Here is a 26,229-nt window from a genome sequence, read left to right on the forward strand (position 1 = left end):
GTCTGGCCGGGGGCAGATTCACTCTAGGCGACGCACGCTAAACTTTCAACAGCTAATTCAGACATGGCCTAAAAATAACCACCGGCGAAGGTATATTCTGCGGTAGCAGCTATCAAATTGATACCAACTGCTGATAAACCCAAGCCCAACTCTTAGCGCGTGCTGGTCACCTTGGACAAATGCCGTGGCCGGTCCGGGTCCTGGCCGCGGGCGCGGGCTACGGCTTCGACCAGCAGGTAGAAGCTCTGGATGGCGGTGATCGGGTCCAGGTCTTCGTGCGGGGTGGTGGCCAGGGTCAGGTCGCGGCTGGCCACGTCGGCAGGGGCGGCCAGTAGTACGCGGGCACCGCGCTCACGCATTTCGGCGGCCAGGGCTACTAGGCTGGCTTGGGCCGGGCCGCGCGGGGCGAACACCAGCATGGGGTAGGCGTCGCTGACCAGGGCCATGGGGCCGTGCTTGACCTCGGCGGCGCTGAAGGCTTCGGCCTGGATGCCGCAGGTTTCCTTGAACTTCAGTGCGGCTTCATTGGCGATGGCCAGGCCGGGGCCGCGGCCTATGACCATCAGCCGCTCGGCGTTCAGCAGCGGGGCGATGGCGGCGGACCAGTCTTGTTGGCAGGCCTGGTGCAGCGCCTCGGGCAGGCCGGCCATGTGGGCGATGAAGTCGTTTTGTTCGCTCCAGCAGGCGGCCAGGCGGGCGCCGGCGACCAGGGCGCAGATGAAGCTCTTGGTGGCGGCCACGCTCAGCTCGGGGCCGGCGTGCAAGGGCATGGCCCAGTCCACGGCGGCGGCCAGCGGTGAGGCCACGTCGTTCACCAGGGCTACGGTGCTGGCACCCGCGCGTTGGAACAGCTGCATGGGCTCCACCAGGTCCGGGCTGCGGCCAGATTGCGATATGGAAATGGCCAGCATGTGTTCTATGGCCAGCGGTGCCTGGTACAGGGTCAGTAGCGACATGGGCAGGGAGGTAACCAACTGGCCGTTGCGCGCCATGATCAGGTAGGCCATGTAGGCGGCTGCATGGTCCGAGCTGCCGCGCGCAATGGTCACGGTGCCGTGCGGTGGGCGGGCGCGCAGGGCGGCGCCCAGGGCGGCGTAGCGGTCGGCGTCGGCAGCCAGTTGCAGCTGGACTTGCTGGGCGGATGCGACCGCCTCGGCGTACATATGGGTAGGTGTGGAGCTGTTCATAGTTGGGTTTACTGTTGTATGCCGGGGAAGGCCCAGATGCCGCTGGTGCGCATCAGGTCGCGGTAGATCACCACGCGCTCTTGTTCAGTGACCTTCTGGGCTTCTTCCACGCTGGGGTAGTCCAGCTCGACCAGGCTGTCCCATTGCAGGTCCAGCCCTTGGTTGCGGCTGGCTTCGTCCAACAGGGTCAGGCCGCGGCGGATGTGGCTGGCGCTGGACACCAGGGTGGCGTGGCTGACGCCCAGGTCTCTGAGGATGGCGGCGCAGTTGACGGCATTGCCCACCGTGTCCTTGGCCATGTCTTCCAGTACCAGGCGTGAACGGTCTATGCCCTTGGCGGCCAGCCATTCGGCCATGGCATAGGACTCGGTGATGCCGCCTTGCTGCACACCGCCGGACAGCACCAACGGCGCCTTGGGATACAGCAGGGCCAGCTCCAGGGCTTTGTCCAGGCGTTTGAGCAGGGTGGGTTGCATGACGCCGCCTTTACCCAACGCATAGCCCAGTACCACGATGGCGTGTTTGTCCTGCGGCATGCCGGGGCTGGCCGTGGTGCGGATGGGCAGGGTCATCACGCGGGTGGCGCGGGAAAATTTGTCCTGGTAGGCGCGGGTACGCTCCGGCTGGGTTTGCGTCAGCGTGGCCAGAATGGCGTCGGATGCCTCGGTCTGGCCCAGGGCGCGCAGATAGGCGGCTTGCAGCATGGGGGCTTCAAAGCCCTGCTTGTCCTTGGCCCAGATGTCGGCCCAGGTTTGTAGTGCACCTGCGGTATTTTTTTGCAGCACCTGGGCCGATGCCACGCCGAACAGCAGGTCCAGCCGCTCGGGCTGCAGCTTGGCGGCCTCGCGGAAGCTGTTTTCCACGATGTCGTACTTGCCCTTGAGGGTGATGCCCTTGAAGTAATCCTTCTCGGCCTGCTTCAGGTCGCCACCATTCCAGTAGTAGTAGATGCCGGTCTGGATGATCTTGGCGGCGCGCTCCTGTGCCAGGGCATCGACCGTGTCGGCCCAGGTAGGTGTCAGCATAGCGGCCAGCAGGCCGATGCACAGGGTGGTGTGTAAGCGTGGTTTCATGGTGTGTTGCGAAAAGAGTGTCAAAGCTGGGCACTCTAGGCAAAGTGCATGACAAGTAGTTGCAGGGCGCCTTGCAATGCATCGGCCTGGGGTTGCACCAGCCGTGCGTGCAGGTAGGCGGGCAGGCGCGGCGCCAAACGCTGGCCTATGCTGCCCCAGATGGCCAGGGGTAGCTGGCCCATCGGGTCTACTGACAGCGCCAGGCGCTCCAGCGTGTGGACGGCTTCGTCCAGCAATTGGGCGGCGAACGGGTCTTGCGCCGCGCAGTCGAACACCAGCGGGGCGAGCGTGGCAAATTCGGCTTGGCCGGCGGCGCAGCACCAGGTCAGCAAGGCATCGGCAGACGGGCCTGCGGCTTGTAGTACGGCGTGGGTGAGCGGGCTGGGCGGGCAGCGGCCGTCCAGCGCCTGTTGCGTCCGGTTTACCGCGCGCAGGCCCAGCACGGCGCCGCCGCCTTCGTCACCCGACGGGAAGCCCCAGCCACCGGCGCCAGAGCGCCGGCCGTCCGCATGCTGGGCCTGGGCTACCGTGCCGGTGCCGGCTATGACCAAGGCGCCGGGCTGGCCTTGGTACGCCCCCAGCAGGGCGGTAAATACATCGGAATCCGCTACCAGGTGGGCGTAGCCTGGGTTGGCCGCCAGAAAGGCAGAGCGCCAGCCGGTGTGGTTGTAGCCCGCAATGCCTATGCCCAGCGCACAGTTGTGCAGGTCGGGCGCGGGCCGGTTGTCCAGCGTGCTGGCCTGCGTCGCACGTTCAATGGCCAGCGTGATGTTTTGCCAGGCCTGGGGTATGCCTTGCATCAGGCCGGACGCGCCGGCCTTGCCTTCGCCCAGCAGCGTGCCGTCGCGCAGGGTCAGGCGGGCGCGGGTGCTGCTGCCGCCGCCATCCACACCCACCAGGTAGTGGATGTGTGCGGGTAAGTTGGTTGGCTGCGTCATACCGTGTGGGCCGATCGCATATTGCCGGGGCGCAGGCGCGGGCAGGCGCTGCCATCGGCGCGGAACAGGTACGTGGCTTCGGGCGCGGCACGCACGATGACCGAGTCGCCCAGGCGCACCAGGGCATTGCCGTCGCCGCGCACCACCAGTTCCTGGCCGTCGTCGGTCTTCAGGTACAGCAGATTGGATTCGCCCAGGTGTTCTACCAGGCTGATCTCGGCGTCCAGCGCGGCATCGTCCACCCCCGGCGCGCGCTCGCCGGAGAGGATTTCGCAGTGTTCGGGCCGCAGGCCGATCTCTACCGATTCGCCCACTTGCAGCCCGGTGTTGTCCACCGTGGCCAGGAATTTGCAGCCATTGCCCAGTTGCACGCGCACGCCGTTCTCCGCCAGCTCGATGACGCGCGCTGGCAGCAGGTTGATGGTGGGTGAGCCTATGAAGGTGGCCACAAAGCGGTTCGCCGGCTGCTGGTATAGCGACAGCGGCGTGCCGGCTTGCTGCACCCGGCCTTCGTGCAGCACCACGATCTTGTCGCCCAGGGTCATGGCTTCGATCTGGTCGTGCGTCACATAGACCATGGTGGCGGCCAGGTCGCGGTGCAGGCGGGCCAGCTCGATGCGGGTCTTGGCGCGCAGGGCGGCGTCCAGATTGGAGAGGGGTTCGTCGAACAGGAACAGCCGGGGCTCGCGCACGATGGCGCGGCCAATCGCCACGCGCTGGCGCTGGCCGCCAGACAGTTCACGCGGCAGGCGCTGCAGCAGGTGGTCTATGTGCAGCACCTTGGCAGCCTCTACCACCCGGCGCTCTATCTCGGCCTTGTCGGCGCCATGGATCTTCAGGCCGAAAGCCATGTTGCGGTACACGGTCATGTGCGGGTACAGCGCATAGCTTTGGAACACCATGGCGATGCCGCGCTCGGCCGGGGGCAGGTGGGTGACGTCGTCGTCGCCTATGCGCAGCGTGCCGCTGTCGATGGCTTCCAGGCCGCACAGCACGCGCAGCAGGGTGGACTTGCCGCAGCCGCTGGGGCCGACCAGCACCACCAACTCGCCATGTTCTATGTCCAGGCTGATGTCTTGTAAAACGGGCGTGCTGCCAAAGGACTTGGAGACGTTTTGGATGGAAACTTTTGCCATGGTTTTTTTAACGGGTTACTTGACTGCGCCGGCGGTGATGCCGCGTATCAGTTGACGGGAAAACAGGGCGTAGAGCACGACTACCGGTACGATGGCCAGGGCCAGCGCGGCCAGCACGGCGTTCCAGTCGGTGGCGTACTGGCCGACGAACTGCTGGATGCCCAGGGTGATGGTCTGGGTCTTTTCCGAGGGCGCGAGGATCAGCGGGAACCACAGGTCGTTCCAGATCGGCACCATGGTGAATACGGCCACCGTGGCAATCGCCGGGCGTATCAGCGGAACCACCACCTGGAAGAAGATGCGGAATTCATCTATGCCGTCGCAGCGCGCCGCGTCCTTCAGCTCGCCCGGCACCTGGCCCATGAATTCCGACAGGATCATGATGGCCAGTGGCAGGCCTTGGGCGATGTACACCAGCACCAGGGCGGTGAGGGTGTTCACCAGGCCCAGGCTGACCATGGTTTGCAAGATGGACACCGTGCCCAGGCGTATCGGCACCATGATGCCGAAGGCAAAGAACAGGCGCAGCCAGCGGCTGCCTTTGAAGCGGTATTCGGTCAGACCCCAGGCCGCCATGGAGCCCAGCAGCAGGATGAAAAACAGCGAGGCCACGGTGACGATGAAGCTGTTGCCAAAGTACAGCCACACGTCGGAGCGGGCCAGCACCTTGTGGTAGCCGATCAGTGAAAAGGTCTCGGGCGTGGGCCAGGCCAGCGGGTCGTCAAATATCGCACCACGCTCCTTGAAGGAGTTCATGAACACCAGCAGGATGGGTGCCAAGGCCAGCACCAGATAGCCCAGCAGGGCGGCGTGCACGAACACGCGGCTGGGGGCAACTTTCATCATAGGTTTAGCCATCATGTCCTCACAGGGCGAAGCGCTGCAGGCGGCGCTGCACCAGCAGAAAGTAAGCCGCCACGCCCAGCAGAATCACCAGGAACATCAGCGTGGCCACGGCCGCGCCCATGGTGGCGCTGGCGACCTGCGACTGGTAGCCGAAGAAGGTGCGGTAGAACAGCGTACCCAGGATGTCGCTGCTGTAGTTGGGCCCGGCCAGCCCGCCTTTGACGGTGTAGATCAGGTCAAACGCATTGAAGTTGGCCACAAAGGTCAGGATGGTCACCAGGCCCAGCGTCGGCAAAATCAGCGGCAGACGAATCTGCCAGAAGATGCGCCAGGGCGAGGCACCTTCCACCACGGCGGCCTCGATCACGTCCTCGGGGATGGCGATCATCGCGGCGTAGATCAGCATCATGGGAATGCCCACGTACTGCCACACTGACATCAGCGACAGCGTGACCAGAGCAGACGATTCCAGCCCCAGCCAGGGCGCGAACCAGTCCTGCAGCCCAACCAGCGACAGCAGGTGCTCGGATACGCCCCACAGCGGCGACAAAATCAGCTGCCAGACAAAGCCCACGATCACCACTGACAACAGCGTCGGCAGAAAGAACACCGTGCGGTAGAAGGCCGCAAAGCGCACATTGCGCAGCGACAGCAGGGCCGCCAGCAGCAGGCCGATCGGGTTCTGCAGCAGCATGTGGATGCCGAAGAACTTCAGGTTGTTGCGCATGGCGTTCCAGAAGCTGGCCGACCACTGCGGGTCTTGCAAGATGGTGCTGTAGTTGGCCAGGCCGGAGAAGCTGCGCACACCGGTGTCATTGGTGCTGTATAGGCCCAGCCGCAGCGTGTCCAGCAGCGGCCAGGCGCTGAACACGGCGTAGATCAGCAGGGCGGGTGCGATGAACACCAGCACTCGCCAGGAGAATCCTTGTTTCATGGGAGACCTTGTTGGTCGGAGAAAGAAGCGGAAGGGTCATAAAGCCCCGTTCGGGCTGAGCTTGTCGAAGCCCTCTCGGAGGGGCGTTTCGACAGGCTCAACGCGAACGGGGGATTGGGTGCTTTACTTGCTTGGCGTGTACCACTTGGCGAATCCGGCTTGGATCTGCTGGGCCGCATCCTTGGGTGCCATCTTCAGGTTCATGACCTGCGAGCTCACGTTCCACAGCTCGTTTTCCATGCTCGGCGTGCCGCGGTTCATGATTTGTGCGTTCAGGCGGATGGTGCTCTTGCACTGGTTGCGCCAGCCGATCATTTCCTTGGCGACCGGGTTCTTCACCTCGATGGCGTGGCTGGACAGCGAGAAGAAGCCCGTGGCCTTGTTGGTGTACAGGTCGGCAAATTCCTTGCTGGCCAGCCAGTTCAGGAATACCTGGGCGTCGGCCTTGTTTTTGCTCTTGCTGTTGATGCCCATGCCGATGTCGGTGTGGTCCGAGATGTAGCAAGGGTCACCGGCCTTTTGCACCGGTGGTTTGAAGGCGCCGAAATCAACCTTGCTGTTTTGCTCAAAGTACGAGATGTCCCACGAGCCGGTGGGGTAGATGGCGGCGCGGCCGGAACCGAACAGGTTTTGCGAGTCGCCATAGGTCTGCGCCTGGTAGCCCTTGGACATATAGGGCGCCCACTTGGCCATGGTTTCCCAGGTGCTGACGAACTCGGGGTCGGTGAACTTCTTCTTGCCGCTGATGATGCCCTTGCGGCCTTCTTCACCCTTCCAGTGGTTCGGGCCAATGCCGGTGAAGACGATCTGGTTGGTTTCCCACTGGTCGGCGGTGCCCAGGGCCAGCGGTGTGACCTTGCCGGCAGCCTTGATCTTGTCCAGCGCGGCGAAGAAGTCGGCTTCGGTCACCGGCACGCTCAGGCCCAGGTCGGCAAACACCTTTTTGTTGTAGAAAAAGCCGTGGATCACCGACGCCATGGGCATGCAGTGGGTGCTCTTGCCATCGTCCGACTGCCAGGCCACCTGGGCGGATTCGGGGAAGTTCTTCAGGCCCGGGATGCCGTTGAGCTTTTCCAGAAAGCCTTTCTTGGCCAGGTCCAGCGACACGTCGAACGGGCGGCAGGTGATCAGGTCGCCGGCGGTGCCTGCGGTCAGCCGGGTGTTCAGCGCCGAGTCGTATTCGGGGGGCGAGGTGGGCGAGAACTTGATGGTGATGCTGGGGTTTGTCTTGTTGAAGGCGGGCAACAAAACTTCTTCCCACAGGGCTTTGTCGTCGACACGCCAGCTCTCGATGGTGAGGCTGCCGGCACTGGCAAGGCCGCTGCAAACAAGAGCCACGGCGGTGGCGGCAAGGCGGAGTTGGTAGCGCATGGGGTGTGTTCTCCTGGTCGTTGGTTGAACCTGACTGCCACTACGGACGGGATGTCTGGGTGCACAGTGGCCCGGAGGTTATGCTGTGATGTGCGTAACATCAAACCACCGACCTGCGCGTAACTTACTGTTTAAGTTGTTGATTTTGTTTATGTTTATTTCGCCTCCTGCTTTGCAGTATTACGCTTTATTACGTTGCGGCACGCCGTACCCGGGTGGCTGGGACGGCTTGCCGGGCGCCGGGCTCACATAACATTACATTTCGACAGGAAATGAAAGTATTCGCCTTGTTCGTCTTGGGTCTGGCCGGTTGGCTGGGCGTGCTGCCGGCAGTACAGGCGCAGGCCCAGCCGGTGGACGTACTGCACTGGTGGACATCGACCAGTGAGCGCCGGGCTGCCAATCAACTCAGCCAGTACCTGGCGGCCAACGGCGTGCAGTGGCGCGATGCCGCCATTCCCGGTGGCGGCGGCATGGCGGCGGTCAAGGTGTTGAAGAGCCGGGTGCTGCTGGGCGACCCGCCGGACGTGGCACAACTGATAGGCACTACGCTGACCGATTGGGCCGACGTGGGTCTGGTCCTGCCGCTGAACAGCGTGGCTGCGCGCCAGCGCTGGGCGCAAAGTCTGTTCCCCACGGTGATGGAACTGGTGAGCTACCAGGGCGATGTGATCGCCGCGCCGCTGGGCATACACCGCATCAACACCCTGCTGTACAACCGCCGTATTTTCGCCCGTCTGGGCCTGACGCCGCCGCGCAACTGGGCCGAGTTTGAACTGCTGTCGCGCAAGCTGCTGGCCGCCGGCACCAAGCCGCTGGCCTGGAGCGACGAGCCCTGGCAGATCGCCACCGTGTTCGAGTCCGTGCTGCTGGGCGAGGTTGGCCCAGCCCTGTACCGCGACCTGATCGTGCAGCGCAAAAGCAGCGCCTGGCTGGACCCGCGCGTGGAGCGTGCGCTGAACCGCCTGCGCTGGCTGCGCACTGTGAATGGCGACACCCCGCGTGAACAAACCTGGACCGACGCCGCCCGTGAGTTGCTGCTGGGTAATGTGGGCATGATGATCATGGGCGACTGGGCCAAGGGCGAGCTGATGGCCTGGGGTGCCAGCCCGAGCAAAGACTTTGGCTGTGTGGTCGTGCCCGGCACCGAGAACATGCACCTCTACAGCATAGACACCCTGGCCATGCTGGTGAACGCACGGCACCGCGAGGCTACGCAGGAGAGGGTGGCCGAGCTGGTCTCCAGCGTGCCGGCGCAGCTGGCCTACAACCGCATCAAAGGCTCGGTGCCCACGCACCGCGACATCGACATCAGCAGCCTGGACAGCTGTGCGCGCGACTCCTGGGACACTTTCGCCGACCCGCGCAGTGCGCGCGTGCCCAGCCTGGCGCACCGCATGGCGGCCGACGAATCCATCAAGGACGCGGTCGCCCAAACCCTGTGGCGTTTCCTGGCCGACCCGCGCATGGAGCCCGCCGAGGCCCAGCGCCGACTGGCCGCCGTGATCCGCGCCCCTACCGCCGAACGTTGAAACCTAGCGTATGAACAGAACCATCCTGGTCGTGGACGACGACCAAAAAACCCGCAACCTGCTCAAGACCTACCTCGAAAAGCACCAGTACGAGGTACGCGTGGCGCACGACGGCGCCAGCTTTCTCGCCGAGTTCGAACGCTTCAAGGACGAGCTGAGCCTGGTGATACTGGACGTGATGCTGCCCGACACCGACGGCTTCACCCTGTGCCAGACCGTGCGCAAGCAGTCGCCCGTACCCATCATCATGCTGACTGCCAGCGCCGACGATACCGACCGCATCGTCGGCCTGGAGCTGGGTGCCGACGACTACATCGCCAAGCCCTACAACCCGCGTGAACTGCTGGCGCGCATCAAGGCTATCCACCGGCGCATGCAGCTGGGCGGGGGCGGGGCGGTGCTGCGTTACCTCCGCTTCGCCGGCTTCACCATGGACCTGCTGGAGCGCCAACTGACCGACCCAACCGGCGCCCTGGTGGTGTTGACCAGCATGGACTTCAACCTGCTGCGCTTTTTTGCCGAGCATGCGGGCGAAACCCTGGACCGCGGCCGGCTGATGGAGCAAACCCGGGGCCGCGACCTGGGCCCGCTGGACCGATCACTGGACGTGCAGATCAGCCGCCTGCGTCAGCGCCTGCACGACGATGGCAAGCAGCCCCTGCTGATCAAGACGGTGCGTGGCAGCGGCTATGTGTTCTCCGCCGACGTGGTGCCCGCCAGCGATGGCTAAACGCCTGCACTGGTGGCTGCCCGACAGCCTGCTGGGCCGCATCGTCTTGGTGATGGCGCTGGGCGTGGGCAGCGCGCAGCTGGTAGGCACGCTGCTGTGGGCGCGCCAGCTCCGCGAGAGCGCACGCACTGAGGCGCTGGTGGCTGGGCGCCACCTGGCGCTGAACGCGGCGGGTGCCTTGCGCTTCTTCCGCGACCTGCCGCCCAAGTACCGGCCGATTCTGATCGAGCAGCTGCGCACCATGGGCGGCACGCGCTTCTTCGTCAACGTGAACCGGGCCCGCGTGCCCCTGACGCCGATCGCCGGCAACGGCCTGGTGGATGCGGTGGTGGATGTGGTGCGCGACGACCTGGTGCGCAACCTGCACACCGCCCAGGCGCCTGATGTGGCCTTCGCCTGGCCGGATGGCCTGCAGGTGTCTGACGACGGCCGCATGGTGCGCGACCTGCCCGAGTCCTGGGTCGAGGCCACTCTACTGATACGCCCGCGCCCGGCGCCGGTGCTGGTGATACAGGCCGAGTTCGAACCGGGGCGCTGGCTGTACCTGGCGGCGCCCATGCCCGACCCGTACTTTCTCGACAACGCCAATCCGCTCACCGCCGACCGGGTAGCGCTGCAGCTGGTGACCCTGCTGACGGTGCTGCTTCTGGCCGTTTTGCTGGTGCGCGGCCTGATCCGCCCTTTGAACCGCATCGCCTCCGCCGCCAATGCCTTTGGCAGCGACAGCGTGCCCGAGCCCGTGCCCGAAACCGGCACCGCCGAGTTGCGCCGCACCGCCCGCGCCTTCAACGAAATGCAGGCCCGCATCCAGCGCTACCTGGTGGACCGCGAGCGCCTGTTCCTGGGCATCTCGCACGGGCTGAAGACGCCCATCATGCGGCTCAAGCTGCGTACCGAGCTGCTGGACGACGAGGCCCTGCAGGCTGACTTCCATGAAGACCTGGACGACCTGGATGTGATGGTCAAGGCCGCCCTGCAAAGCGTGAAAGACACCGACATCCATGAGAACCTGACCCCGGTGCGCCTGGACACTTTGCTGGCGCGCCTGGCCAAGCGGCCGATCCACCCGAACGCCAGCATCGAGTTCGTGGCCGACGCGGTCAGCGTACTGGGCAAGCCACTGGCGCTGGAGCGCGCCTTCAGCAACTTGCTGGACAACGCCGTGCTGTATGGCGAACGGGTGCAGCTGCGGCTGAGCGACCGGGGCGCGTTGGCGGTGGTGGAGGTGCGTGATTTTGGCCCGGGCATTGCGCAGGCTTCCATGTCCGCTGCGTTCGAGCCGCATGTGCGGCTAGGCCACGGCCAGCAGAACAACCGTACTGGCACTGGCCTGGGTCTGGGCATTGCGCGCAACATCATCCAGGCGCATGGCGGCGAAATCCGCCTGCACAACCATGCGGAATGCGGGCTGGTGGTGACCGTGCTGCTGCCCGCCGTGCAGACGGAGTAGCGGAACGACCGTAGCGTGGATTTATAGGAAATCGGGCTCTAGCGCAGATAGTGCCTGCGCAAGTAGCTATAAAAACCGTAGCGATGTCAGCCCAGGCTGATCAACCCACCTTCGACGTACACCGCCTGCAGCGCCAAGTCCTGGTCCAGCACCACCACGTCGGCCCAGGCGCCAGGCTGCAAGCGGCCCCGGTCGGTCCAGCCCATGTGGTCGGCTGCATAGGTGGAGACGCGGTGCGAGGCATCCGCCAGGCCCAGCCCCAGCTTGTCCACCAGGTTGCGCAGGGCCTGATCCATGCTGAGTACAGAGCCGGCCAGCGTGCCGTCGGGCAGGCGCACACCGCCCATGCATTTGGTCACCGTGTGGCGGCCCAGCTTGTAGTCGCCGTCGGGCATGCCGGCGGCCGACGTGGAGTCGGTCACACAGTAGAGCTTGGGAATGGCGCGCAGCGCGGTGTGGATGGCGCCAGGGTGTACGTGCAGCAGGTCGGGAATTACCTCGGCAAACTCGGCATGGGCCAGCGCTGCGCCCACCATGCCGGGCTCGCGGTGGTGCAGGGCCGACATGGCGTTGAACAAGTGTGTGAAGCCCGTGGCGCCGCAGCGCAGCGCAGCCACGCCTTGCTCGTAGCTGCCCGTGGTGTGGCCCAGCTGCACCTTGAAGCCTTCGGCCACCAGCTGCGCGATGAGTGCGTCGTTGCCGCCCACTTCGGGCGCCAGCGTGATGAGGCGGATGGGCGCCATGGCGTGCAGGCGGTGTATTTCTTCAAAGCTGGCGGGGCGGGCAAACGGGGGCTGTGCGCCCAGGCGCGCCTCGCTGATGTACGGGCCCTCCAGATGCACGCCCAGCACGCGCGCGGCGTTGGGCGCGCGCTGTGCGCACAGCCGGCCCATGGCGGCAAAGGCCATGTCTAGATCGCTCTGGGGGGCGGTCATGGTGGTGGCCAGCAGGCTGGTCGTGCCGTGGCGTGCGTGCAGCGTGGCCACGTGCAGCGCCGCGTCGCCGCCTTCCATGATGTCGTGGCCGGCGCCGCCGTGCACATGCAGGTCGATAAAGCCGGGTAGCACCAGCGGCAGGCTGGCATCGCGTACCTGTGCCGCGTCCACCGGCGTACCTGTCAGCTGGGCAATGCGGCCGTCTGCGCCGAAGTGGATGTGGCCGCTGACGAAACCTTCAGGGGTCAGGATGTGTCCGTGGATGGATTGCATAGAAGTCTTTTCAAACGGGGCTGGCCGGTGGAGTGTCGCAAAGGCGTAAGGTTAGAATCTTAAGCTCCTACCCGTAGCTCAGTTGGATAGAGCATCAGCCTTCTAAGCTGAGGGTCACAGGTTCGATCCCTGTCGGGTAGACCACTACGCACCGCATCCCCATATTTTCCAGATTCTGATAAAAACTACCTGTGGTGCAGGTAATATTTGCGCTGGTAGCTATATAAATCATAGCTTTCTTCGTGCATTGTTGGGGATATTGGATCTTGTCGAACAAGATGTCGCGCTCTTCCTCGCCCTTTGGCGATGTGCACCCACTGGCTCGCATCCGTACATTGCTTCGCTGCGCGAAGCAATGGGGCGTTCAACTTTAGGCGAAGGCGCAAGCGCATGTTTGGCCGCATAAAAAAATGGATCGCCCTGGCGCAGGAAGCCGTACAGGGCGGCGACGAGTTGGACCAGATCGAGGCCTGGGCTGCTGCGCAGGGCTTTGTTTTTGAACGCTCGGAGATCGCCGACGATTTTGCCCTGGTTGGCAAAGTTGATGGCTATGACTGGCGCTTGCAGCGCATGCAAACCGACCGAGACTTTATCGTTGGTGCGGAGTTGCGTGTACTTGCAGACCTTGCTGTGGACCCCGGGATCGCCATCATGCTGATCAACCGGCCCTTGAAAGACGCGCTGGAACAGCGCGCCTTCGAGCAGGTGACGCATGGTGTGCAGACCATGCTGGATACCGATCTGCCCGAGGAGGCGCGCTGGCTGGCGTTGTACGACCAGGTGGGCTGGAGCAGCGCCCCCATGGATTTCTGGGACCGCTACGCCATCGTGGCGGAAACCCGGTCCCAGGCCCAGCAGTGGCTGGAGGGTCCCTTGCTCCCTCTGTTGATGGACTGGCCCACGGCGGCCGTGCAGCAGATGACGCCCTTTGTCCTGCGCTTGCATCACGGACGGGTGGAGCTGCGCATGGAGTACGGCCACGCTGACCTGGCTACGCTGGAACATGTCTGCAAGCTGTTCCAGCAAGCCTGTGCGTCGGCGCAAATGCTGGTGGCGGATGGGGCGTAGGTAGTACCGCTGAATTGGTTCTGCGGTTAACTCAGGCGTCGGACTCGATGATGCGCAGCAGCGCCGCGCGGTCCCGCACCATCAGGCCCGAGGGTTCAATGCGTATCACTTCGTCACGCTCCATGGCCTTGAGTTCCTGGTTCACGCGCTGGCGCGACGCACCCAGCAGTTGCGCCAGCTCCTCTTGCGCCAGTTGCAGGCTGATGCGCACCTCGTTTGCATTGGCCAGGTTGGGAATGCCGTAGCTGCGCACCAGGTGCAGCAGCTGTTTGGCCAGCCGGGCGCGCAAGGGCAGGGTGTTGAGGTCCTCCACCAGGCCAAACAGCTGGCGGATCCGCCGCGAGTGCAGGCGCAGCAGCGCTTCATACAGCTCGGTGTGCTGGCTGAGTATTTTTTGGAAGTCGGCCTTGGCCACGCACAGCAGGGTGGTGTCGCCGTGTGCATAGGCGTCATGGGTGCGGCGGTCGCCGTCGAAGATGGCTACGTCACCGAACCAGGTGCCTGGCTCCATATAGGTTAGCGTGATCTGCTTGCCCGAGATCGAGGTCGAGCTGACCCGCACTGCGCCTTTGGCGCAGGCAATCCATTCTTCTGGCGGATCGCCACGGGCCGCGATCAGTCCATTGTCCTGGTAGCGTTTGACGTAGGCGCAACGAAGAATATCGTGTCGTAACGAGGGCGAGAGCGTGGAAAACCAGCGGCCGGTATTGATCGCTGCACGTTCTTCAATGGTTAGTATGGGTTCGTCCATGGTCTCTTATTGGCTTGGCGCTGAACCATGGATTGTCGCGCCCCGCCTATCTGCCGCGTTTACGGGTTGTTACCTGGGGTTTGAAAAATCTGGCTGGCACGGTTTTGCGGCCCCGCAGGGCGCCGCATAGGGCTTAAATGGGGGTTGTTAAGGCCATAATTTCAATGCTTAAAATTGTTACCAGTGGCGCCCTGTAATGGTATGGTCTATCTGTATTAAAAAAACGTCATCAAATCGCAGTGAAATTACGTAACACCCTCCTAGGTTCGACCCTTCTCGTCGCCGCTTTTGGTAGTTCCGCCTTGTCGCTGGGACGTGCAAGAGGCGCCGTCGTATTGGGCCAGCCACTGGATTTGGCGATAGACGTACGTTTGGACTCTGCGGATGACAGCGCCAGCAATTGCTTCGAGGCCGAGGTGTTCCACGCCGAGACCCGGGTGGACCCCAACCGGGTACGTGTGATTCTGGTTGCCGGTTCCCAAGCGCAGGACGCCGTGGTACGTGTGCGTTCATCCGTGGTGGTGGACGAGCCCGTCGTGGGCGTGGTGTTGCGCTCGCTGTGCAGCCAAAAGACCTCCCGTCGCTACGATTTTTTGACAGATTTCCCGGTAGAGACGCGTTCGGCGGCTGTGCCCACTATCATTGCGGCGACGGTCGCCAGCCCAACGGCTGCAAGCCCATCGCCGGCACCCGTGGCCCCTGCACCCGCACAGGCCCGTTCGCCGGCACCCGCGCCACGCTCGGCGCCGGTGCGTGCCACACCGAATCCCGCCTACGTGCCGCAGGCCAAGGCGGCCCCGAAAGTAGCGGCGGCACCCAAGCCTGTCATTGCCAAAGAAACACCGCCTGCGTCCAAACCGGTCGTCAAGGCAGAAACACCAGACAACAAGCCGCATTTGAAGCTGGAGGCCGCCGAGACCCCCGACGAGCGCCTAGTTCAGCTGAAGCCGGCCACCGATATGGTGGTGACCCCCGAAGAAAACGCGCAGAAACGCGCAGAAGCCGCCGCCGCATGGCGTGAGCTGAACCATTTGCCGACGGAAAAACCGGAGGAAAAGCAACGGCTGCTCAGCCTGGAGGCCGAATCCAAGGCACTCAAGGCCTTGTTGGCCAAGAATGAAGCGGACTTCAAGCTGCGCCTGGACCGGCTGGAAAACAGCCGTTCCGACGACGGGCTGATTTACACCCTGGCCGGCCTGCTGGCGGCTGCTGTGGCTGCCGCAGGCTTTTTCTGGAACCGCGGGCGCAAGTCGACCATGGCAGGCGGCGGAACTGATTGGGCCCACCATGGCGAACTCAGCGCCGAGGAGGAGGAGCATCTGGCAACCCCCAGCCGGGCTGCCCCCTTGACGGTGCAGCCGCCGCCCAATACTTTGCCGGGCGCAAACCAGGACACCGAGGTGGATGAGTCCTTGGTAGCCGATTTGCAGCGGTTGAATGCCATGACGGCATCGCCTGTGCCCCCGGCGCAGGCGCCGACGCTACGCCCGCGTGTAACGTCCGAGCCCGTGCGGGGCCAGTACCCTGACGATTTTCTGGATGTGCAGCAGCATGCCGAGTTCTTCGTGTCGCTGGGCCAGTACGACCAGGCGATTGAGGTTCTGCGCAAGAACGTTGATGAAAACATCGAAGTCAACCCACTGGCCTACTTGGAGCTGCTGAAGATATTCCACGCCCTGGGCCGTAAGAGCGAGTTCAACCACCAGCGTGATGCATTCAACCGCATTTTCAACGGCCATGTACCGGCTTTCGAGTCCTACGCGGACGAGGGGCGCACGCTGGAGGCTTACCCTGCAGTCCTGAGCAGCATCGAAACCCTATGGGAAAGCCCCAAGGTGTTGGATTTCATTGAGTCCTGCCTGTTTCGCGACCCCGCTGCGGCTCCCATCAAGCCTTTCGATCTCGCGGCCTACCGCGAGTTGCTGTTGTTGTATGCCATGGCCAAGAGCGTGGTTCGCAGGGGCGTGGCACCTCTGGCGGCGGTGGACGGTGTTTCTTCGGAGCGTGGCGGCCGTATCAGCGGGCGCCAGCCGCTGGAGTCAGGCCTGAAATCCTCGGCCATGGCTGAGGAGGCTGGGCCGCGTGAAACCACGTTTACCCAACCCATGTTGTTGATGCCGGAGTCGGCTGTGGCGACCCTGGACGATGTGCCGGACGATGTGGAAGAAGCTGCGGTCGAGAAAACCCCGGTGGATCTGGATCTTGACCTGGATCTGGATTTCTCCAATTCCGAACTTGCGGCCATGGAGCAACGGCCGGGTGCCCCCGATACGCAGGAACCCCGAGAGTCGGTACCGCCCAGCCTGGACTTTGAAGTTGACGACGAACCCGCTCCTACGGTGCCGCCGCCTTCGTCGGCACCCACTCCTGCACCAAACAGCCATTTACTGGAGTTTGATCTTTTTGATCCACAGGTAGAAGCCAAGATTGCGCCGAAGAACAAGTAAGTCCATCGGTTCGCAGGCAAGAGTTGCAATGCTCTCGCATATAAAAAGGCCTGACGCTATAAATCAAATAGCAGCAGGCCTTTTTTGATGGATTGGCAAGCTGTGACTTAGCGGCGCACTTGCAAAGCCCCAGGGTTGACGATATTGGTCGGCGTGCCCTTGATGAAATTCAGCACATTGTCAAACGCGGCATTGAAGTACATCTCGTAGCTGTTTTGTTCCACATAGCCGATATGTGGTGTGCAGATGCAGTTCTCCAGCCGCAGCAGTGCGTGGCCTTGCAGAATCGGCTCGCTTTCAAATACGTCCACGGCGGCCATGCCGGGGTGGCCCCGGTTCAGGCCGGCCAGCAGGGCGTCGGGCTCGATCAGTTCGGCGCGCGAGGTATTTACCAGCAGGGATGTGGGCTTCATGCGGGATAGGTCTTCCAGCGTGACGATGCCCCGGGTTTCGTCGTTCAAACGCAGGTGCAAGGACAGCACGTCTGATTGCATGAACAGGTCGTCTTTACTTGACGTTACCTCCACGCCATCGGTCAGCGCCCGTGCACGCGAGGTGTCTCGACCCCAGACCAGAACCCGCATGCCAAATGCGCGTGCGTACCCGGTGACGATCTGGCCTATGCGGCCATAGCCCCAGATACCCATGGTCTTGCCCTTGAGCAGGGTACCCATGCCGAAATTGGGTGGCATGGAGGCGGTTTTCAGGCCCGACTGCTGCCAGACGCCATGCTTCAGGTTGCTGATGTAGTGCGGCAGACGGCGGGTGGCAGCCATGATCAGCGCCCAGGTCAACTCGGCTGGCGCCGTGGGTGAGCCCACGCCTTCGGCCACAGCAATGCCGCGTTCGGTACAGGCGGCTATATCTACGTGGGCGCCGATACGCCCGGTTTGGGCAATCATCTTCAGGCGGGGGAGCTTTTCGATCAGCTGGCGGTTGAGTTGCGTGCGCTCGCGGATCAACACAATGATGTCAGCGTCTTTGAGTCGGACGGAGAGCTGGCCCAGGCCTTTGACGGTGTTGGTGTAGACCTTGGCTGCATAGGGTTCCAGCTTGGTGGCGCAATCGAGTTTGCGCACCGCATCTTGGTAGTCGTCGAGGATCACGATGTTCATCCCCGCATTGTGCCTTGGCGCAAAGACCACCCAGCATTTGCTGTCTGCCTGAGCCGGGCCGGTGAGGCCCCAAATGCAGAGGTTTTACTGCAGCAAGGCGTTCGCCCGAGGGGCCGCTTCCAGGGCGGCCAAGCGGTCCAGCTCGGCGCAAACATCGGCCATGCGGCCCGAGATGCGCATGCGGCCCACACCGGACGGCTGCGCGTCCATGACGCGGAGTACGCGCAGCGGCCGCTGTGGTGTGGCTTGTGGGTAGGCGGCAGGACGCAAGGCGCCCGTGGCGGTGTAAGGGGCGCAGACATTGGTGCGTGATGTCACCCCGGCGCGCGGCATACGCCGGGAGCTGCTGCCTGCAATGAGCCAGCCGACCAAGCCCTGGAAAGAACCCAGCAGGTCAATAGACGAAAACGATGCGATTCCCATATGAAACTCCCTCAGCTTGTTTGGCGATGGACACGGAACAGGTTGGCGCGCGGCACGGGGCCAACTCAGCAGACTATGTGGCTGTATCAGTTCAGCAAGGTATTGCGTATCAGCCCCACGGCCAGGCCTTCGATGGCGAAGTTTTCACCCGGCGCGACCACGATGGTGGAGTAGTCGGGGTTTTCGGGCAGCAGCTCAATCAGTTCCTGGTTGCGGCGGAAGCGCTTGACGGTGACTTCATCGCCAATGCGGGCGACGACGATTTGGCCGTTTTTGGCGTCGTTGGCCGACTGGACGGCGAGCAGGTCACCGTCCAGGATGCCGATGTCGCGCATAGACATGCCGCGCACCTTGAGCAGGTAATCGGGCTTGTAGCGGAACATGCTGCTTTCCACATGGTAGGTTTGGTCGATGTGTTCCTGCGCCAAAATCGGGGAGCCGGCAGCAACACGGCCAATCAGGGGCAGGGCCAACTGGCTGAGCGTGTGCTGGAAGCGTGATTCATTGATGGAGCGCAGGGTGTCGGTCTTGAGCCGGATGCCGCGCGAGGTGCCGCTGACCAATTCGATAGCACCTTTGCGGGCCAGGGCCTGCAAATGTTCTTCAGCGGCGTTGGCCGACTTGAAGCCCAGGGTGCTGGCGATTTCGGCCCGGGTGGGGGGGGCGCCGGTGCGGGCGATGGCGGACTGGATCAGGTCCAGAATCTGCTGCTGGCGGGCGGTGAGTTTGGCGGAAAACGTGGGCAGATCCATGGATGACTCCGGTACGTGGCGGTGTGGATAGCGGTTTAGATGGCTGTTTTAATATCCAGTAGCTGTATTTTTAACCAGTTTTTGAAAGTTTGCAAGCCATGGCGGTAAATACAAATGCGGCGGGCTCAAGCCCTGCCAAGATCGTGGTGTTGGGCACCGGCGGCACGATTGCCGGACGTGCTACTAGCGCCGGTGACAACATTGGCTACACCGCTGGCGAGGTGGGTGTGGAGCAATTGCTGGGGCCGGTGGCGGCCTTTCAGGGTACAGGTGTGGAGTTCGTGGCCGAACAGGTTGCGCAGGTGGACAGCAAGGACATGGGCTTTGTCCTGTGGCAGCAGCTGGCACGGCGCTGCGCCTACTGGCTGGAGCAAGCCGACGTGGCTGGCATCATCATCACCCACGGTACCGATACGCTGGAAGAGACGGCGTATTTTCTGCAGGCTGTGCTGCAGCCCGCCAAGCCGGTGGTGCTGACCTGCGCCATGCGCCCGGCCACGGCACTGGTGTCAGATGGGCCGCAGAACCTGCTGGATGCCGTCGTGGTGGCGTCAACGCCGGGAGCCCAGGGGGTAGTGGCCGTGTGCGCCGGCAACATCCACAGCGCGCTGGATGTGCAGAAGGTGCACAGCTACAAGGTGGATGCGTTTTCGTCCGGCGAAGCGGGCCTGGTTGGCCTGGTGGAAGAGGGGCGGGTACGCCTGTTGCGGCCTTGGCCTACGGTACCTGAATTTCATATGAAAAATAGGCCTGTAGCGCAGGCGGAATCTGTGCAAGTAGCTATCAAAAATAGAGTGTTGACGGAGTTGGCTGCTGGGGATTGGCCGCGCGTGGAAATCGTCTTGAACTATGCCGGTGCCGGAGGCATGGTGGTGGATGCTCTGGTGGCCCAGGGGGTTTCGGGCGTCGTGGTGGCTGGTACCGGTAACGGTACTTTGCATGTGGATCTGCAAGCGGCCCTGCTGCGGGCCATGGCGGCGGGTGTGGCGGTACTGCGCGCCACGCGCTGCGTGTTTGGCCGGGTGTTGGCCACGCCGGCCGATGCCATTGCCGACGCGCAAGGTCTGTCGCCGGTGAAGGCGCGTATTGCGCTGATGCTGGCGCTGCTGGCCGCGGGATAAAAAAAGGTCGCCAGGCATGCCTGGCGACCTTTAACAAAGCTGTATCAGGGCTTAGCTGGCCAGTGCGGCAAAAGCCCGCGCGGTGATTTCGTCCACGCTGCCGGTGCCGCTGATGGCGCGGTACTTGGGGGCCAGGCTGGGTTCGTTGCGAGCCCAGCTGGAGTAGTAGTCCACCAGCGGACGCGTTTGGGCGCTGTACACCTCCAGGCGCTTGCGCACGGTTTCTTCCTTGTCGTCATCGCGCTGGATCAGCGGTTCGCCGGTGACGTCGTCCAGGCCTTCGACCTTGGGCGGGTTGAACTTGACGTGGTAGGTGCGGCCCGATGCGGGGTGCGAGCGGCGGCCGCTCATGCGTTCGATGATGGCGTCGAACGGCACATCGATTTCCAGCACGTAGTCCAGCTTGACGCCGGCGGCCTTCATGGCGTCTGCCTGGGGCAGGGTGCGGGGGAAGCCGTCGAACAGGCAGCCGTTGGCGCAATCGGGCTGCGTCAGGCGTTCTTTCACCAGGTTGATGATCAGGTCGTCGCTGACCAGTCCGCCGGACTTCATGACTGCATCGGCTTGCTGGCCCAAGGGGGTACCTGCCTTGACGGCAGCGCGCAGCATGTCACCGGTAGAGATTTGTGGGATGCCGTATTTTTGGCAAATAAAGGTTGCTTGCGTGCCTTTGCCGGCACCGGGTGCACCCAACAAAATTAGTCTCATGGAAGTTCCTCGGAGTATTTAAAACCACGTGGCGTTGCTGGCCACACGAGTTGGCCGCAACGCTTCATTGCGCTGGAGGATACCAGAGGCTTCAGTACAGTTTGCTTACGCGTTCCAGGTCGTCAGGCGTGTCCACGCCTGCGCCGGGCGCATGGGCCGTGACATGGACCGCAATACGGTGGCCGTGCCACATGGCGCGCAGCTGTTCCAGGGCTTCAGTGACCTCGATCGGCGCCTGCGGCAGGGTCGGAAACAACCGCAAGAAGCCGACCCGGTAGGCGTAGATGCCGATGTGGCGCAGCGGTGCCGGGTCGGGCAGGGCTGTGAAGCTGCGCTCTGCCGTGGCGCCGTCGCGCCACCAGGCAATGGGAGCTCGGCTGAAGTACAGCGCGTGCTGCTGGGCGTCCAGCACCACCTTGACCACATTCGGATTGCAGAAGTCGGCCAGGCTGGCGATGGCGTGGGCGGCAGTGCCCATGCTGGCCTGCGGGCGTTGCTGCAACAAGGCGCCGACTTCGTTGATCAGGGCCGGGTCGATCAGCGGCTCGTCGCCCTGCACATTGACCACGATGGCGTCGTCAGCCAGGCCGAGCAGCTCGCAGGCTTCGGCCAGGCGGTCGCTGCCGGAAGGGTGGTCGTCGCGGGTCAGGATGGCTTCCACGCCATGGGCCTGGCAGGCGGCCAGGATGGCCGGGCTGTCGCAGGCCACCACGGTGCGTTGGGCCTGGGACTGCATGGCGCGCTGGGCAACCCGCACTACCATGGGTGCGTCGCCCAGAGCCGCCAGGGGCTTGTTGGGCAGGCGGGTGGAGGCCATGCGGGCCGGGATCAATACGGTGAAGCTCACAGGCCCAACTCCTCGTCGCTCAGGGTGCGGGCTTCGTTTTCCAGCAGGATAGGAATGCCGTCGCGCACCGGGTAGGCCAGGCGGGCGCTGCGCGAGACCAGCTCTTGCTTTTCGCGGTCGTATTGCAGCGGGCCCTTGGTGACGGGGCAGACGAGCAGCTCCAGAAGTTTGCTATCCATGGGGAAATCTCAGTCGGTCAGTCGGTATTAGGTTGCCGCAGAAATGCGGCCAGGGGGCGATGATAGCCAGGGATCGACGCGCTGGTCGAGCGCGGCCAGAAAGCCGGCGTCCAGCTCCAGCACGAGGGGGACGGCCCATGCATCCGGCTGGTGCCGCCATAGCTTGACGGCATCTTTCTCTGTGCAAATCACGGTCTCGCGCAGGTAATTCGTGCGATGCCAGCTATCAAAATTGTAGTGATCCGGCAAGGCCTGGGTCTGTGCGAGCTGCAGGCCGGCCGCCTGCAGCATGGTGAAAAAATGGTCTGGCTGGGCGATGGCTGCCACGGCGTGCAGGGGTGTAGCCTGCAGGCTGGACAGCGGGCGCCGCGTGCCGTCGGCCTGCAGCGCATAGTCGGCCAGCCGGCGTTGCGCCCGAAAGCCGGCGAATGCCGGGTGCTGGCCGGTGTGCAGTACCAGGTCCACGGGGCGCGGCCAAGGTTCGCGCAGAGGTCCGGCGGGCAGCAGAAAGCCGTTGCCCACGCCCCGGTCGTCAAAAATGCAGATTTCCAGATCGCGCCGCAGCGCGTAATGCTGCAGGCCGTCGTCGCAGAGTATCAACTGGGTGTGTGGATAGGCCGCCAGCAGGGCCTGGGCCGCATCCAGACGTTTGCGCGCCACGAACACCGGCACCTGGCAGCTGCGGCGCACCAGGGCGGGCTCGTCGCCCACTTCGCTGGGCAGGCTGTCGGCGTGCACCTCGCGGCAGTCCTGGCCGTCCTGGATGTTGCGACCGTAGCCACGGGATACCACGCCGACCGCAATGCCACGCGCTGTCCAATGCTGGGCCAGGGCCATTACCACCGGGGTTTTGCCCGAGCCGCCAGCGACCACGTTGCCGACCACGACGACCGGTACCTGCACGCTGCCGGAGGTAAGCCAGCCCGTGCGGTACAGCAGCTTGCGCAAGGCGTGCAGTAGGCCATACAGCAGTGACAGCGGCCAGAGCAGCCAGGCCAGGGGCCCGCGCGTGCGCCAGGTGCGCAGCAGCCTGCCTTCCATGCCCTCGGCCATGGGCTTATTTGGGCGTGGATTGGGTGGCAAACGTGATCTGGTTCAGGCCTGCGCGGCGCGCGGCCTCCATCACGGTGATGACCGACTGGTGGGTGGCGCTGGCATCGGCGCTGATGATGACCACCATGTCTTTGCCGCCCCGGGCTGCGTTGGCCAGGGCTTGCGAGATCACGTCGATGCTGCGGCCTTCCACTGCGCTCTTGTTCACCGCGTAACGCCCGTCGCTGCTGACGGCGACGATGATTTCCTTGGGGTAGTCGCGCTGCGCATCGGCATTGGCTACCGGCAGCTTGACCTGCAGCTCGGTGAATTTGCTGTAGGTGGTGGACAGCATCAAGAAGATCAGCACCACCAGCAGAACGTCGATGAACGGGATCAGGTTGATTTCGGGCTCTTCCCGGTGGCGGTGGCGGAAGTTCATAGCCTGTCAGCCCCGCTTGCGTACCGAGCTCAGGTGGCGGGCAAACTGGTCGGCGGCCATTTCCAGCGCCAGCAGGTACTCGTCCACGCGGGCGCGGAAATAGCGCCAGAAGATTAGCGAGGGGATCGCCACCATCAGGCCGAATGCCGTGTTGTACAGCGCCACCGAGATGCCGTGCGCCAGCTGGGCCGGGTTGCCGCCCGAGCTGCCGCCGCCGGTTTGCGAACCAAAGATGTCGATCATGCCGATCACCGTGCCCAGCAGGCCCAGCAGCGGTGCTGCTGATGCAATGGTGGCCAGGGCGCTGAGGTATTTCTCCAGCTTGTGGGCGACCGAGCGGCCAGAGCTTTCCATAGCCGTGCGGATGTCTTCATCGCTGCAGCGTGGGTGGGTGTGCAGCACGCGCATGCCGCTGGCCAGCACTTCGCCCAGCAGCGAGTTTTGCGCCAGCTGGTTCACCACGCCCGGTGCAGGCAGCGTGACCTGGGACACGGCCAGCACCTCGTCAAGAAGTTTTGGGGGGACGATTTTGGCGGTCTTGAGGCTGAGAAAGCGTTCAATAACCAGGGCCAGCGCCAGGATGGAGCAGGCTACGAGGGGCCAGATGGGCCAGCCTGCGGCTTGTATGATCGAAAACAATATGGCTCTCCGCGCTGATAGATTCTTTGCGATTATGGCTTAGCCGCTTGCGACATCCGCGATTTGTTCCGTATCTGTTTAAACCCCCGAGCCACCCACATTTCCTGTGGATAACTTTGTGAAGAACTTGTAGTCACCGCGCCGAAATCCAGCATCCATGCGGGTCCGTGACACTTCGATGAAAATTTAAGCAGAAAAAAATCCAGTGAAATCAATCACTTACCACACAAATCCAGCGTTTCCCGCGGGTTTTTACGAAATTCAACGGGTGGGTGCAGCCCTTGTCGCGCCTGTGGAGCACTTGCCCGGCCAACTCCGCGCTGCGGCGCGCCAGACCTGATGGTGGACGCCCCAAACCCAGTATTGGCGCCGCGTATCTGGCCGGTTGGCGCGCTATGCCGCGCCATTGCTGATGCGCTGGAGGCGCGCTTCAATCCTGTCGCGGTGCGCGGCGAGATTTCGGGCTTCTCGCGCGCGTCCAGCGGGCATTGCTACTTCAATCTCAAGGACGCGCAAGGCCAGATCCGCTGCGCCATGTTCCGCCGCGCGGCCAGTCTGCTGGACTTTGCGCCGCGCGATGGTGAGCTGGTGGAAGTGCGCGGCCGCCTGGGCGTGTACGAGCCGCGTGGTGATTTGCAGCTGATTGTGGAGAGCATGGGTCGCGCTGGGCAGGGCGCCTTGTTCGAGCAGTTTTTGCGGCTCAAGGCGCAGCTGGAGTCCGAAGGGCTGTTTGACCCCGCACGCAAGCGCCCCTTGCCACTGCTGCCGCGTGGCATTGGTGTGGTCACATCTTTAGGTGCCGCTGCGTTGCACGATGTGGTGGCGGCCTTACAGCGGCGGGTGCCGCATATTCCCGTGGTGCTGGTGCCGGCGTTGGTGCAAGGAGCGGCGGCACCGGCTGAGCTGGTCAAGGCACTATCAAATTTATATCGCTTTGCGCAGGCGGAATCTGCGTCAGCGGGTGATTTTGTACATATCGATGTCATCCTGCTGGTGCGCGGTGGCGGCTCGCTGGAAGACCTGTGGGCCTTTAACGACGAGCAACTGGCGCGCACCATTTGCCAGAGCCCGGTGCCGGTGGTCAGTGGCGTCGGCCATGAAACCGACTTCACCATTGCCGACTTTGTCGCTGACCTGCGCGCGCCCACACCCACGGCGGCGGCCGAGCTGGTGGCCCAGCCGCGCGATGTCTGGCTAGGGGCCTTGGCTTTGGCGGGCCAGCGCCTGCAGGATGCCGCGCTGCGTCAATTGGATGCACAGGGCCAGCGCCTGGATAGCGCGGCCCAGCGCCTAGGGCGGCCCTCGGGACTGGTTGCGCGTCAGCAGTGGAAGCTAGGCCAGCAGGCGCAGCGACTGCGATATGCCGCACTATCAAAGTTGCAGCAAGAAAAGACCTGTTTACAGGCGCAAAAGATGGATTTTCCCGCCAGTGTGCAGACCGCTCTGCGCCTGCGTGGCGAGCGCCTGGACCGTGCCGATCGCAGCCTGGCTCTGCTGGACCCTCTTTTGGTACTGCAGCGCGGTTACGCTTTGCTGCGAACGCCTCAAGGGATGCCCATCACCAGCACGGTGCAGGCCATAGCCGGCGAGTCGCTGGTGGCAACCCTGGCCGACGGTGAGGTTGCTCTCCAAGTCCTACAGACGTGCGCAAATTAGTTTCTACAATCATTCCGTCAACCACCAACCCACGAGGAAAAACATGGAACATACCCTGCCCCCATTGCCTTACGCGATCGACGCTCTGGCGCCTGCCTATTCCCAGGAAACCCTGGAGTTTCACCACGGTAAGCACCACAACGCCTACGTGGTCAACCTGAACAACCTGCAAAAGGGCACCGAGTTTGAATCGTTGACCCTGGAAGAAATTATCAAGAAGTCCAGCGGCGGCATCTACAACAATTCCGCGCAAATCTGGAACCACACCTTCTTCTGGAACTGCATGAAGCCCCAAGGCGGCGGCGAACCCAGCGGCGCGCTGGCTACGGCCGTCAACGCCAAGTTCGGCTCCTACGCGGCTTTCAAGGAAGCCTTCGTCAAGTCCGCTGTGGGCAACTTCGGTTCCGGCTGGACCTGGCTGGTGAAGAAGCCTGACGGCTCGGTCGACATCGTCAATACCGGTGCAGCCGGCACCCCCTTGACCACCGCTGACAAGGCGCTGCTGACCGTGGACGTGTGGGAACACGCGTACTACATTGACTACCGCAATATGCGTCCCAAGTTTGTCGAAACCTTCCTCGACAAGCTGGTGAACTGGGAATTCGCGGAAAAGAATTTCGCCTGAGCTTTCTAGCGCTCAAGAA

General features: G+C 63.4%; 26 protein-coding genes and 1 tRNA gene. 9 read left to right on the plus strand and 18 right to left on the minus strand.

Annotated elements, in window-relative coordinates:
* Positions 1-152: 152 nt before the first annotated feature.
* The 7 genes from AC07VY_RS04110 to AC07VY_RS04140 form a co-directional block, all read right to left on the minus strand.
* The gene (locus AC07VY_RS04110; RefSeq protein WP_495096650.1) at positions 153-1,187 is read right to left on the minus strand and encodes an SIS domain-containing protein; all 1,035 of its coding nucleotides are present in this window, start codon (positions 1,185-1,187) and stop codon (positions 153-155) included.
* A gap of 8 nt (positions 1,188-1,195) precedes the next feature.
* Positions 1,196-2,260: a YdcF family protein gene (locus AC07VY_RS04115; RefSeq protein ID WP_495096649.1), complete on the minus strand. Its 1,065-nt coding sequence runs from the start codon at positions 2,258-2,260 to the stop codon at positions 1,196-1,198.
* A 35-nt stretch (positions 2,261-2,295) separates the two neighbouring features.
* Complete coding sequence (locus tag AC07VY_RS04120; protein WP_495096648.1) at positions 2,296-3,198, minus strand: glucosamine kinase nucleotide-binding domain-containing protein; 903 nt, start codon at positions 3,196-3,198, stop codon at positions 2,296-2,298.
* Complete coding sequence (locus AC07VY_RS04125; protein ID WP_495096647.1) at positions 3,195-4,334, minus strand: ABC transporter ATP-binding protein; 1,140 nt, start codon at positions 4,332-4,334, stop codon at positions 3,195-3,197. Before AC07VY_RS04125 ends, AC07VY_RS04120 begins: the two co-directional genes overlap by 4 nt.
* Before the next feature lie 15 nt (positions 4,335-4,349).
* Entirely contained in the window at positions 4,350-5,180 is an 831-nt protein-coding gene (locus AC07VY_RS04130) for a carbohydrate ABC transporter permease (protein ID WP_495096646.1), read from the minus strand.
* Positions 5,181-5,199: 19 nt separating this feature from the next.
* Entirely contained in the window at positions 5,200-6,114 is a 915-nt protein-coding gene (locus AC07VY_RS04135; RefSeq protein ID WP_495096645.1) for a carbohydrate ABC transporter permease, read from the minus strand.
* A 123-nt stretch (positions 6,115-6,237) separates the two neighbouring features.
* Positions 6,238-7,485: an ABC transporter substrate-binding protein gene (locus tag AC07VY_RS04140; protein WP_495096644.1), complete on the minus strand. Its 1,248-nt coding sequence runs from the start codon at positions 7,483-7,485 to the stop codon at positions 6,238-6,240.
* Between the two features lie 272 nt (positions 7,486-7,757).
* Between AC07VY_RS04140 and AC07VY_RS04145 the strand changes: the two genes are divergently transcribed.
* The 3 genes from AC07VY_RS04145 to AC07VY_RS04155 are packed head-to-tail and all read left to right on the plus strand — an operon-like array spanning position 7,758 to position 11,197.
* Entirely contained in the window at positions 7,758-9,017 is a 1,260-nt protein-coding gene (locus AC07VY_RS04145) for an ABC transporter substrate-binding protein (protein ID WP_495096643.1), read from the plus strand.
* A gap of 10 nt (positions 9,018-9,027) precedes the next feature.
* The gene (locus AC07VY_RS04150) at positions 9,028-9,747 is read left to right on the plus strand and encodes a response regulator (protein WP_495096642.1); all 720 of its coding nucleotides are present in this window, start codon (positions 9,028-9,030) and stop codon (positions 9,745-9,747) included.
* Positions 9,740-11,197 (plus strand): ATP-binding protein, encoded by a 1,458-nt coding sequence (locus AC07VY_RS04155; protein WP_495096641.1) that lies wholly within the window; start codon positions 9,740-9,742, stop codon positions 11,195-11,197. Before AC07VY_RS04150 ends, AC07VY_RS04155 begins: the two co-directional genes overlap by 8 nt.
* Before the next feature lie 86 nt (positions 11,198-11,283).
* On the opposite strand, the gene nagA is transcribed toward AC07VY_RS04155, so the two are convergent.
* Positions 11,284-12,405, minus strand: a complete 1,122-nt coding sequence (gene nagA, locus AC07VY_RS04160) for an N-acetylglucosamine-6-phosphate deacetylase (RefSeq protein ID WP_495096640.1) — start codon at positions 12,403-12,405, stop codon at positions 11,284-11,286.
* Positions 12,406-12,472: 67 nt separating this feature from the next.
* On the opposite strand from nagA, the gene AC07VY_RS04165 reads away from it, so the two are divergent.
* A tRNA-Arg gene (locus AC07VY_RS04165) sits at positions 12,473-12,549 on the plus strand.
* A gap of 246 nt (positions 12,550-12,795) precedes the next feature.
* On the plus strand, positions 12,796-13,473 hold the full coding sequence (locus tag AC07VY_RS04170; protein WP_495096639.1) for a hypothetical protein: 678 nt from the start codon (positions 12,796-12,798) through the stop codon (positions 13,471-13,473).
* Between the two features lie 31 nt (positions 13,474-13,504).
* Here AC07VY_RS04170 and AC07VY_RS04175 read toward each other — a convergent pair whose 3' ends face one another.
* Positions 13,505-14,224, minus strand: coding sequence for a Crp/Fnr family transcriptional regulator (locus tag AC07VY_RS04175; RefSeq protein WP_495096638.1), 720 nt, complete (start codon positions 14,222-14,224; stop codon positions 13,505-13,507).
* A 239-nt stretch (positions 14,225-14,463) separates the two neighbouring features.
* Between AC07VY_RS04175 and AC07VY_RS04180 the strand changes: the two genes are divergently transcribed.
* Entirely contained in the window at positions 14,464-16,671 is a 2,208-nt protein-coding gene (locus AC07VY_RS04180; RefSeq protein WP_495096637.1) for a tetratricopeptide repeat protein, read from the plus strand.
* Positions 16,672-16,778: 107 nt separating this feature from the next.
* Here the strand turns inward: AC07VY_RS04180 and AC07VY_RS04185 are convergent, their stop codons facing one another.
* The 3 genes from AC07VY_RS04185 to lexA form a co-directional block, all read right to left on the minus strand.
* Positions 16,779-17,786 (minus strand): D-2-hydroxyacid dehydrogenase family protein, encoded by a 1,008-nt coding sequence (locus AC07VY_RS04185; RefSeq protein ID WP_495096636.1) that lies wholly within the window; start codon positions 17,784-17,786, stop codon positions 16,779-16,781.
* 84 nt (positions 17,787-17,870) lie between these two features.
* Positions 17,871-18,209 (minus strand): hypothetical protein, encoded by a 339-nt coding sequence (locus AC07VY_RS04190; protein ID WP_495096635.1) that lies wholly within the window; start codon positions 18,207-18,209, stop codon positions 17,871-17,873.
* Positions 18,210-18,295: 86 nt separating this feature from the next.
* Positions 18,296-18,961 (minus strand): transcriptional repressor LexA, encoded by a 666-nt coding sequence (gene lexA / locus AC07VY_RS04195; protein ID WP_495096634.1) that lies wholly within the window; start codon positions 18,959-18,961, stop codon positions 18,296-18,298.
* 98 nt (positions 18,962-19,059) lie between these two features.
* Between lexA and AC07VY_RS04200 the strand changes: the two genes are divergently transcribed.
* Positions 19,060-20,082, plus strand: coding sequence for an asparaginase (locus tag AC07VY_RS04200; protein ID WP_495096633.1), 1,023 nt, complete (start codon positions 19,060-19,062; stop codon positions 20,080-20,082).
* A gap of 51 nt (positions 20,083-20,133) precedes the next feature.
* Here the strand turns inward: AC07VY_RS04200 and adk are convergent, their stop codons facing one another.
* The 6 genes from adk to AC07VY_RS04230 form a co-directional block, all read right to left on the minus strand.
* A complete protein-coding gene (gene adk / locus AC07VY_RS04205) occupies positions 20,134-20,790 on the minus strand; it encodes an adenylate kinase (RefSeq protein WP_495096632.1) in 657 nt (218 codons plus the stop codon).
* A 91-nt stretch (positions 20,791-20,881) separates the two neighbouring features.
* Positions 20,882-21,637 (minus strand): 3-deoxy-manno-octulosonate cytidylyltransferase, encoded by a 756-nt coding sequence (gene kdsB / locus AC07VY_RS04210; protein WP_495096631.1) that lies wholly within the window; start codon positions 21,635-21,637, stop codon positions 20,882-20,884.
* Positions 21,634-21,816, minus strand: a complete 183-nt coding sequence (locus tag AC07VY_RS04215; protein ID WP_495096630.1) for a Trm112 family protein — start codon at positions 21,814-21,816, stop codon at positions 21,634-21,636. The genes kdsB and AC07VY_RS04215 overlap by 4 nt, the downstream gene beginning before the upstream one ends.
* A gap of 27 nt (positions 21,817-21,843) precedes the next feature.
* Positions 21,844-22,869 (minus strand): tetraacyldisaccharide 4'-kinase, encoded by a 1,026-nt coding sequence (lpxK, locus tag AC07VY_RS04220; protein ID WP_495096629.1) that lies wholly within the window; start codon positions 22,867-22,869, stop codon positions 21,844-21,846.
* A gap of 4 nt (positions 22,870-22,873) precedes the next feature.
* Entirely contained in the window at positions 22,874-23,290 is a 417-nt protein-coding gene (locus AC07VY_RS04225) for an ExbD/TolR family protein (RefSeq protein ID WP_495096628.1), read from the minus strand.
* A gap of 6 nt (positions 23,291-23,296) precedes the next feature.
* Positions 23,297-23,929 (minus strand): MotA/TolQ/ExbB proton channel family protein, encoded by a 633-nt coding sequence (locus AC07VY_RS04230; RefSeq protein ID WP_495096627.1) that lies wholly within the window; start codon positions 23,927-23,929, stop codon positions 23,297-23,299.
* A 339-nt stretch (positions 23,930-24,268) separates the two neighbouring features.
* Here AC07VY_RS04230 and xseA point away from each other — a divergent pair, with 339 nt between their 5' ends.
* Together xseA and AC07VY_RS04240 are read left to right on the plus strand one after the other, a co-directional pair.
* Positions 24,269-25,585, plus strand: a complete 1,317-nt coding sequence (gene xseA / locus AC07VY_RS04235; protein ID WP_495096626.1) for an exodeoxyribonuclease VII large subunit — start codon at positions 24,269-24,271, stop codon at positions 25,583-25,585.
* 43 nt (positions 25,586-25,628) lie between these two features.
* On the plus strand, positions 25,629-26,210 hold the full coding sequence (locus AC07VY_RS04240; RefSeq protein ID WP_495096625.1) for a superoxide dismutase: 582 nt from the start codon (positions 25,629-25,631) through the stop codon (positions 26,208-26,210).
* Positions 26,211-26,229 lie beyond the last annotated feature (19 nt).

The sequence above is a fragment of the Rhodoferax sp. GW821-FHT02C08 genome (genome assembly GCF_059421805.1).

Excerpts from the sequence above, each read along its gene's own strand:
- AC07VY_RS04110 (WP_495096650.1), bottom strand. The coding sequence starts at position 1,187 with ATGAACAGCTCCACACCTACCCATATGTACGCCGAGGCGGTCGCATCC.
- AC07VY_RS04115 (WP_495096649.1), bottom strand. The coding sequence starts at position 2,260 with ATGAAACCACGCTTACACACCACCCTGTGCATCGGCCTGCTGGCCGCT.
- AC07VY_RS04120 (WP_495096648.1), bottom strand. The coding sequence starts at position 3,198 with ATGACGCAGCCAACCAACTTACCCGCACACATCCACTACCTGGTGGGT.
- AC07VY_RS04125 (WP_495096647.1), bottom strand. The coding sequence starts at position 4,334 with ATGGCAAAAGTTTCCATCCAAAACGTCTCCAAGTCCTTTGGCAGCACG.
- AC07VY_RS04130 (WP_495096646.1), bottom strand. The coding sequence starts at position 5,180 with ATGATGAAAGTTGCCCCCAGCCGCGTGTTCGTGCACGCCGCCCTGCTG.
- AC07VY_RS04135 (WP_495096645.1), bottom strand. The coding sequence starts at position 6,114 with ATGAAACAAGGATTCTCCTGGCGAGTGCTGGTGTTCATCGCACCCGCC.
- AC07VY_RS04140 (WP_495096644.1), bottom strand. The coding sequence starts at position 7,485 with ATGCGCTACCAACTCCGCCTTGCCGCCACCGCCGTGGCTCTTGTTTGC.
- AC07VY_RS04145 (WP_495096643.1), top strand. The coding sequence starts at position 7,758 with ATGAAAGTATTCGCCTTGTTCGTCTTGGGTCTGGCCGGTTGGCTGGGC.
- AC07VY_RS04150 (WP_495096642.1), top strand. The coding sequence starts at position 9,028 with ATGAACAGAACCATCCTGGTCGTGGACGACGACCAAAAAACCCGCAAC.
- AC07VY_RS04155 (WP_495096641.1), top strand. The coding sequence starts at position 9,740 with ATGGCTAAACGCCTGCACTGGTGGCTGCCCGACAGCCTGCTGGGCCGC.
- nagA (WP_495096640.1), bottom strand. The coding sequence starts at position 12,405 with ATGCAATCCATCCACGGACACATCCTGACCCCTGAAGGTTTCGTCAGC.
- AC07VY_RS04170 (WP_495096639.1), top strand. The coding sequence starts at position 12,796 with ATGTTTGGCCGCATAAAAAAATGGATCGCCCTGGCGCAGGAAGCCGTA.
- AC07VY_RS04175 (WP_495096638.1), bottom strand. The coding sequence starts at position 14,224 with ATGGACGAACCCATACTAACCATTGAAGAACGTGCAGCGATCAATACC.
- AC07VY_RS04185 (WP_495096636.1), bottom strand. The coding sequence starts at position 17,786 with ATGAACATCGTGATCCTCGACGACTACCAAGATGCGGTGCGCAAACTC.
- AC07VY_RS04190 (WP_495096635.1), bottom strand. The coding sequence starts at position 18,209 with ATGGGAATCGCATCGTTTTCGTCTATTGACCTGCTGGGTTCTTTCCAG.
- lexA (WP_495096634.1), bottom strand. The coding sequence starts at position 18,961 with ATGGATCTGCCCACGTTTTCCGCCAAACTCACCGCCCGCCAGCAGCAG.
- AC07VY_RS04200 (WP_495096633.1), top strand. The coding sequence starts at position 19,060 with ATGGCGGTAAATACAAATGCGGCGGGCTCAAGCCCTGCCAAGATCGTG.
- adk (WP_495096632.1), bottom strand. The coding sequence starts at position 20,790 with ATGAGACTAATTTTGTTGGGTGCACCCGGTGCCGGCAAAGGCACGCAA.
- AC07VY_RS04215 (WP_495096630.1), bottom strand. The coding sequence starts at position 21,816 with ATGGATAGCAAACTTCTGGAGCTGCTCGTCTGCCCCGTCACCAAGGGC.
- lpxK (WP_495096629.1), bottom strand. The coding sequence starts at position 22,869 with ATGGCCGAGGGCATGGAAGGCAGGCTGCTGCGCACCTGGCGCACGCGC.
- AC07VY_RS04225 (WP_495096628.1), bottom strand. The coding sequence starts at position 23,290 with ATGAACTTCCGCCACCGCCACCGGGAAGAGCCCGAAATCAACCTGATC.
- xseA (WP_495096626.1), top strand. The coding sequence starts at position 24,269 with ATGGTGGACGCCCCAAACCCAGTATTGGCGCCGCGTATCTGGCCGGTT.
- AC07VY_RS04240 (WP_495096625.1), top strand. The coding sequence starts at position 25,629 with ATGGAACATACCCTGCCCCCATTGCCTTACGCGATCGACGCTCTGGCG.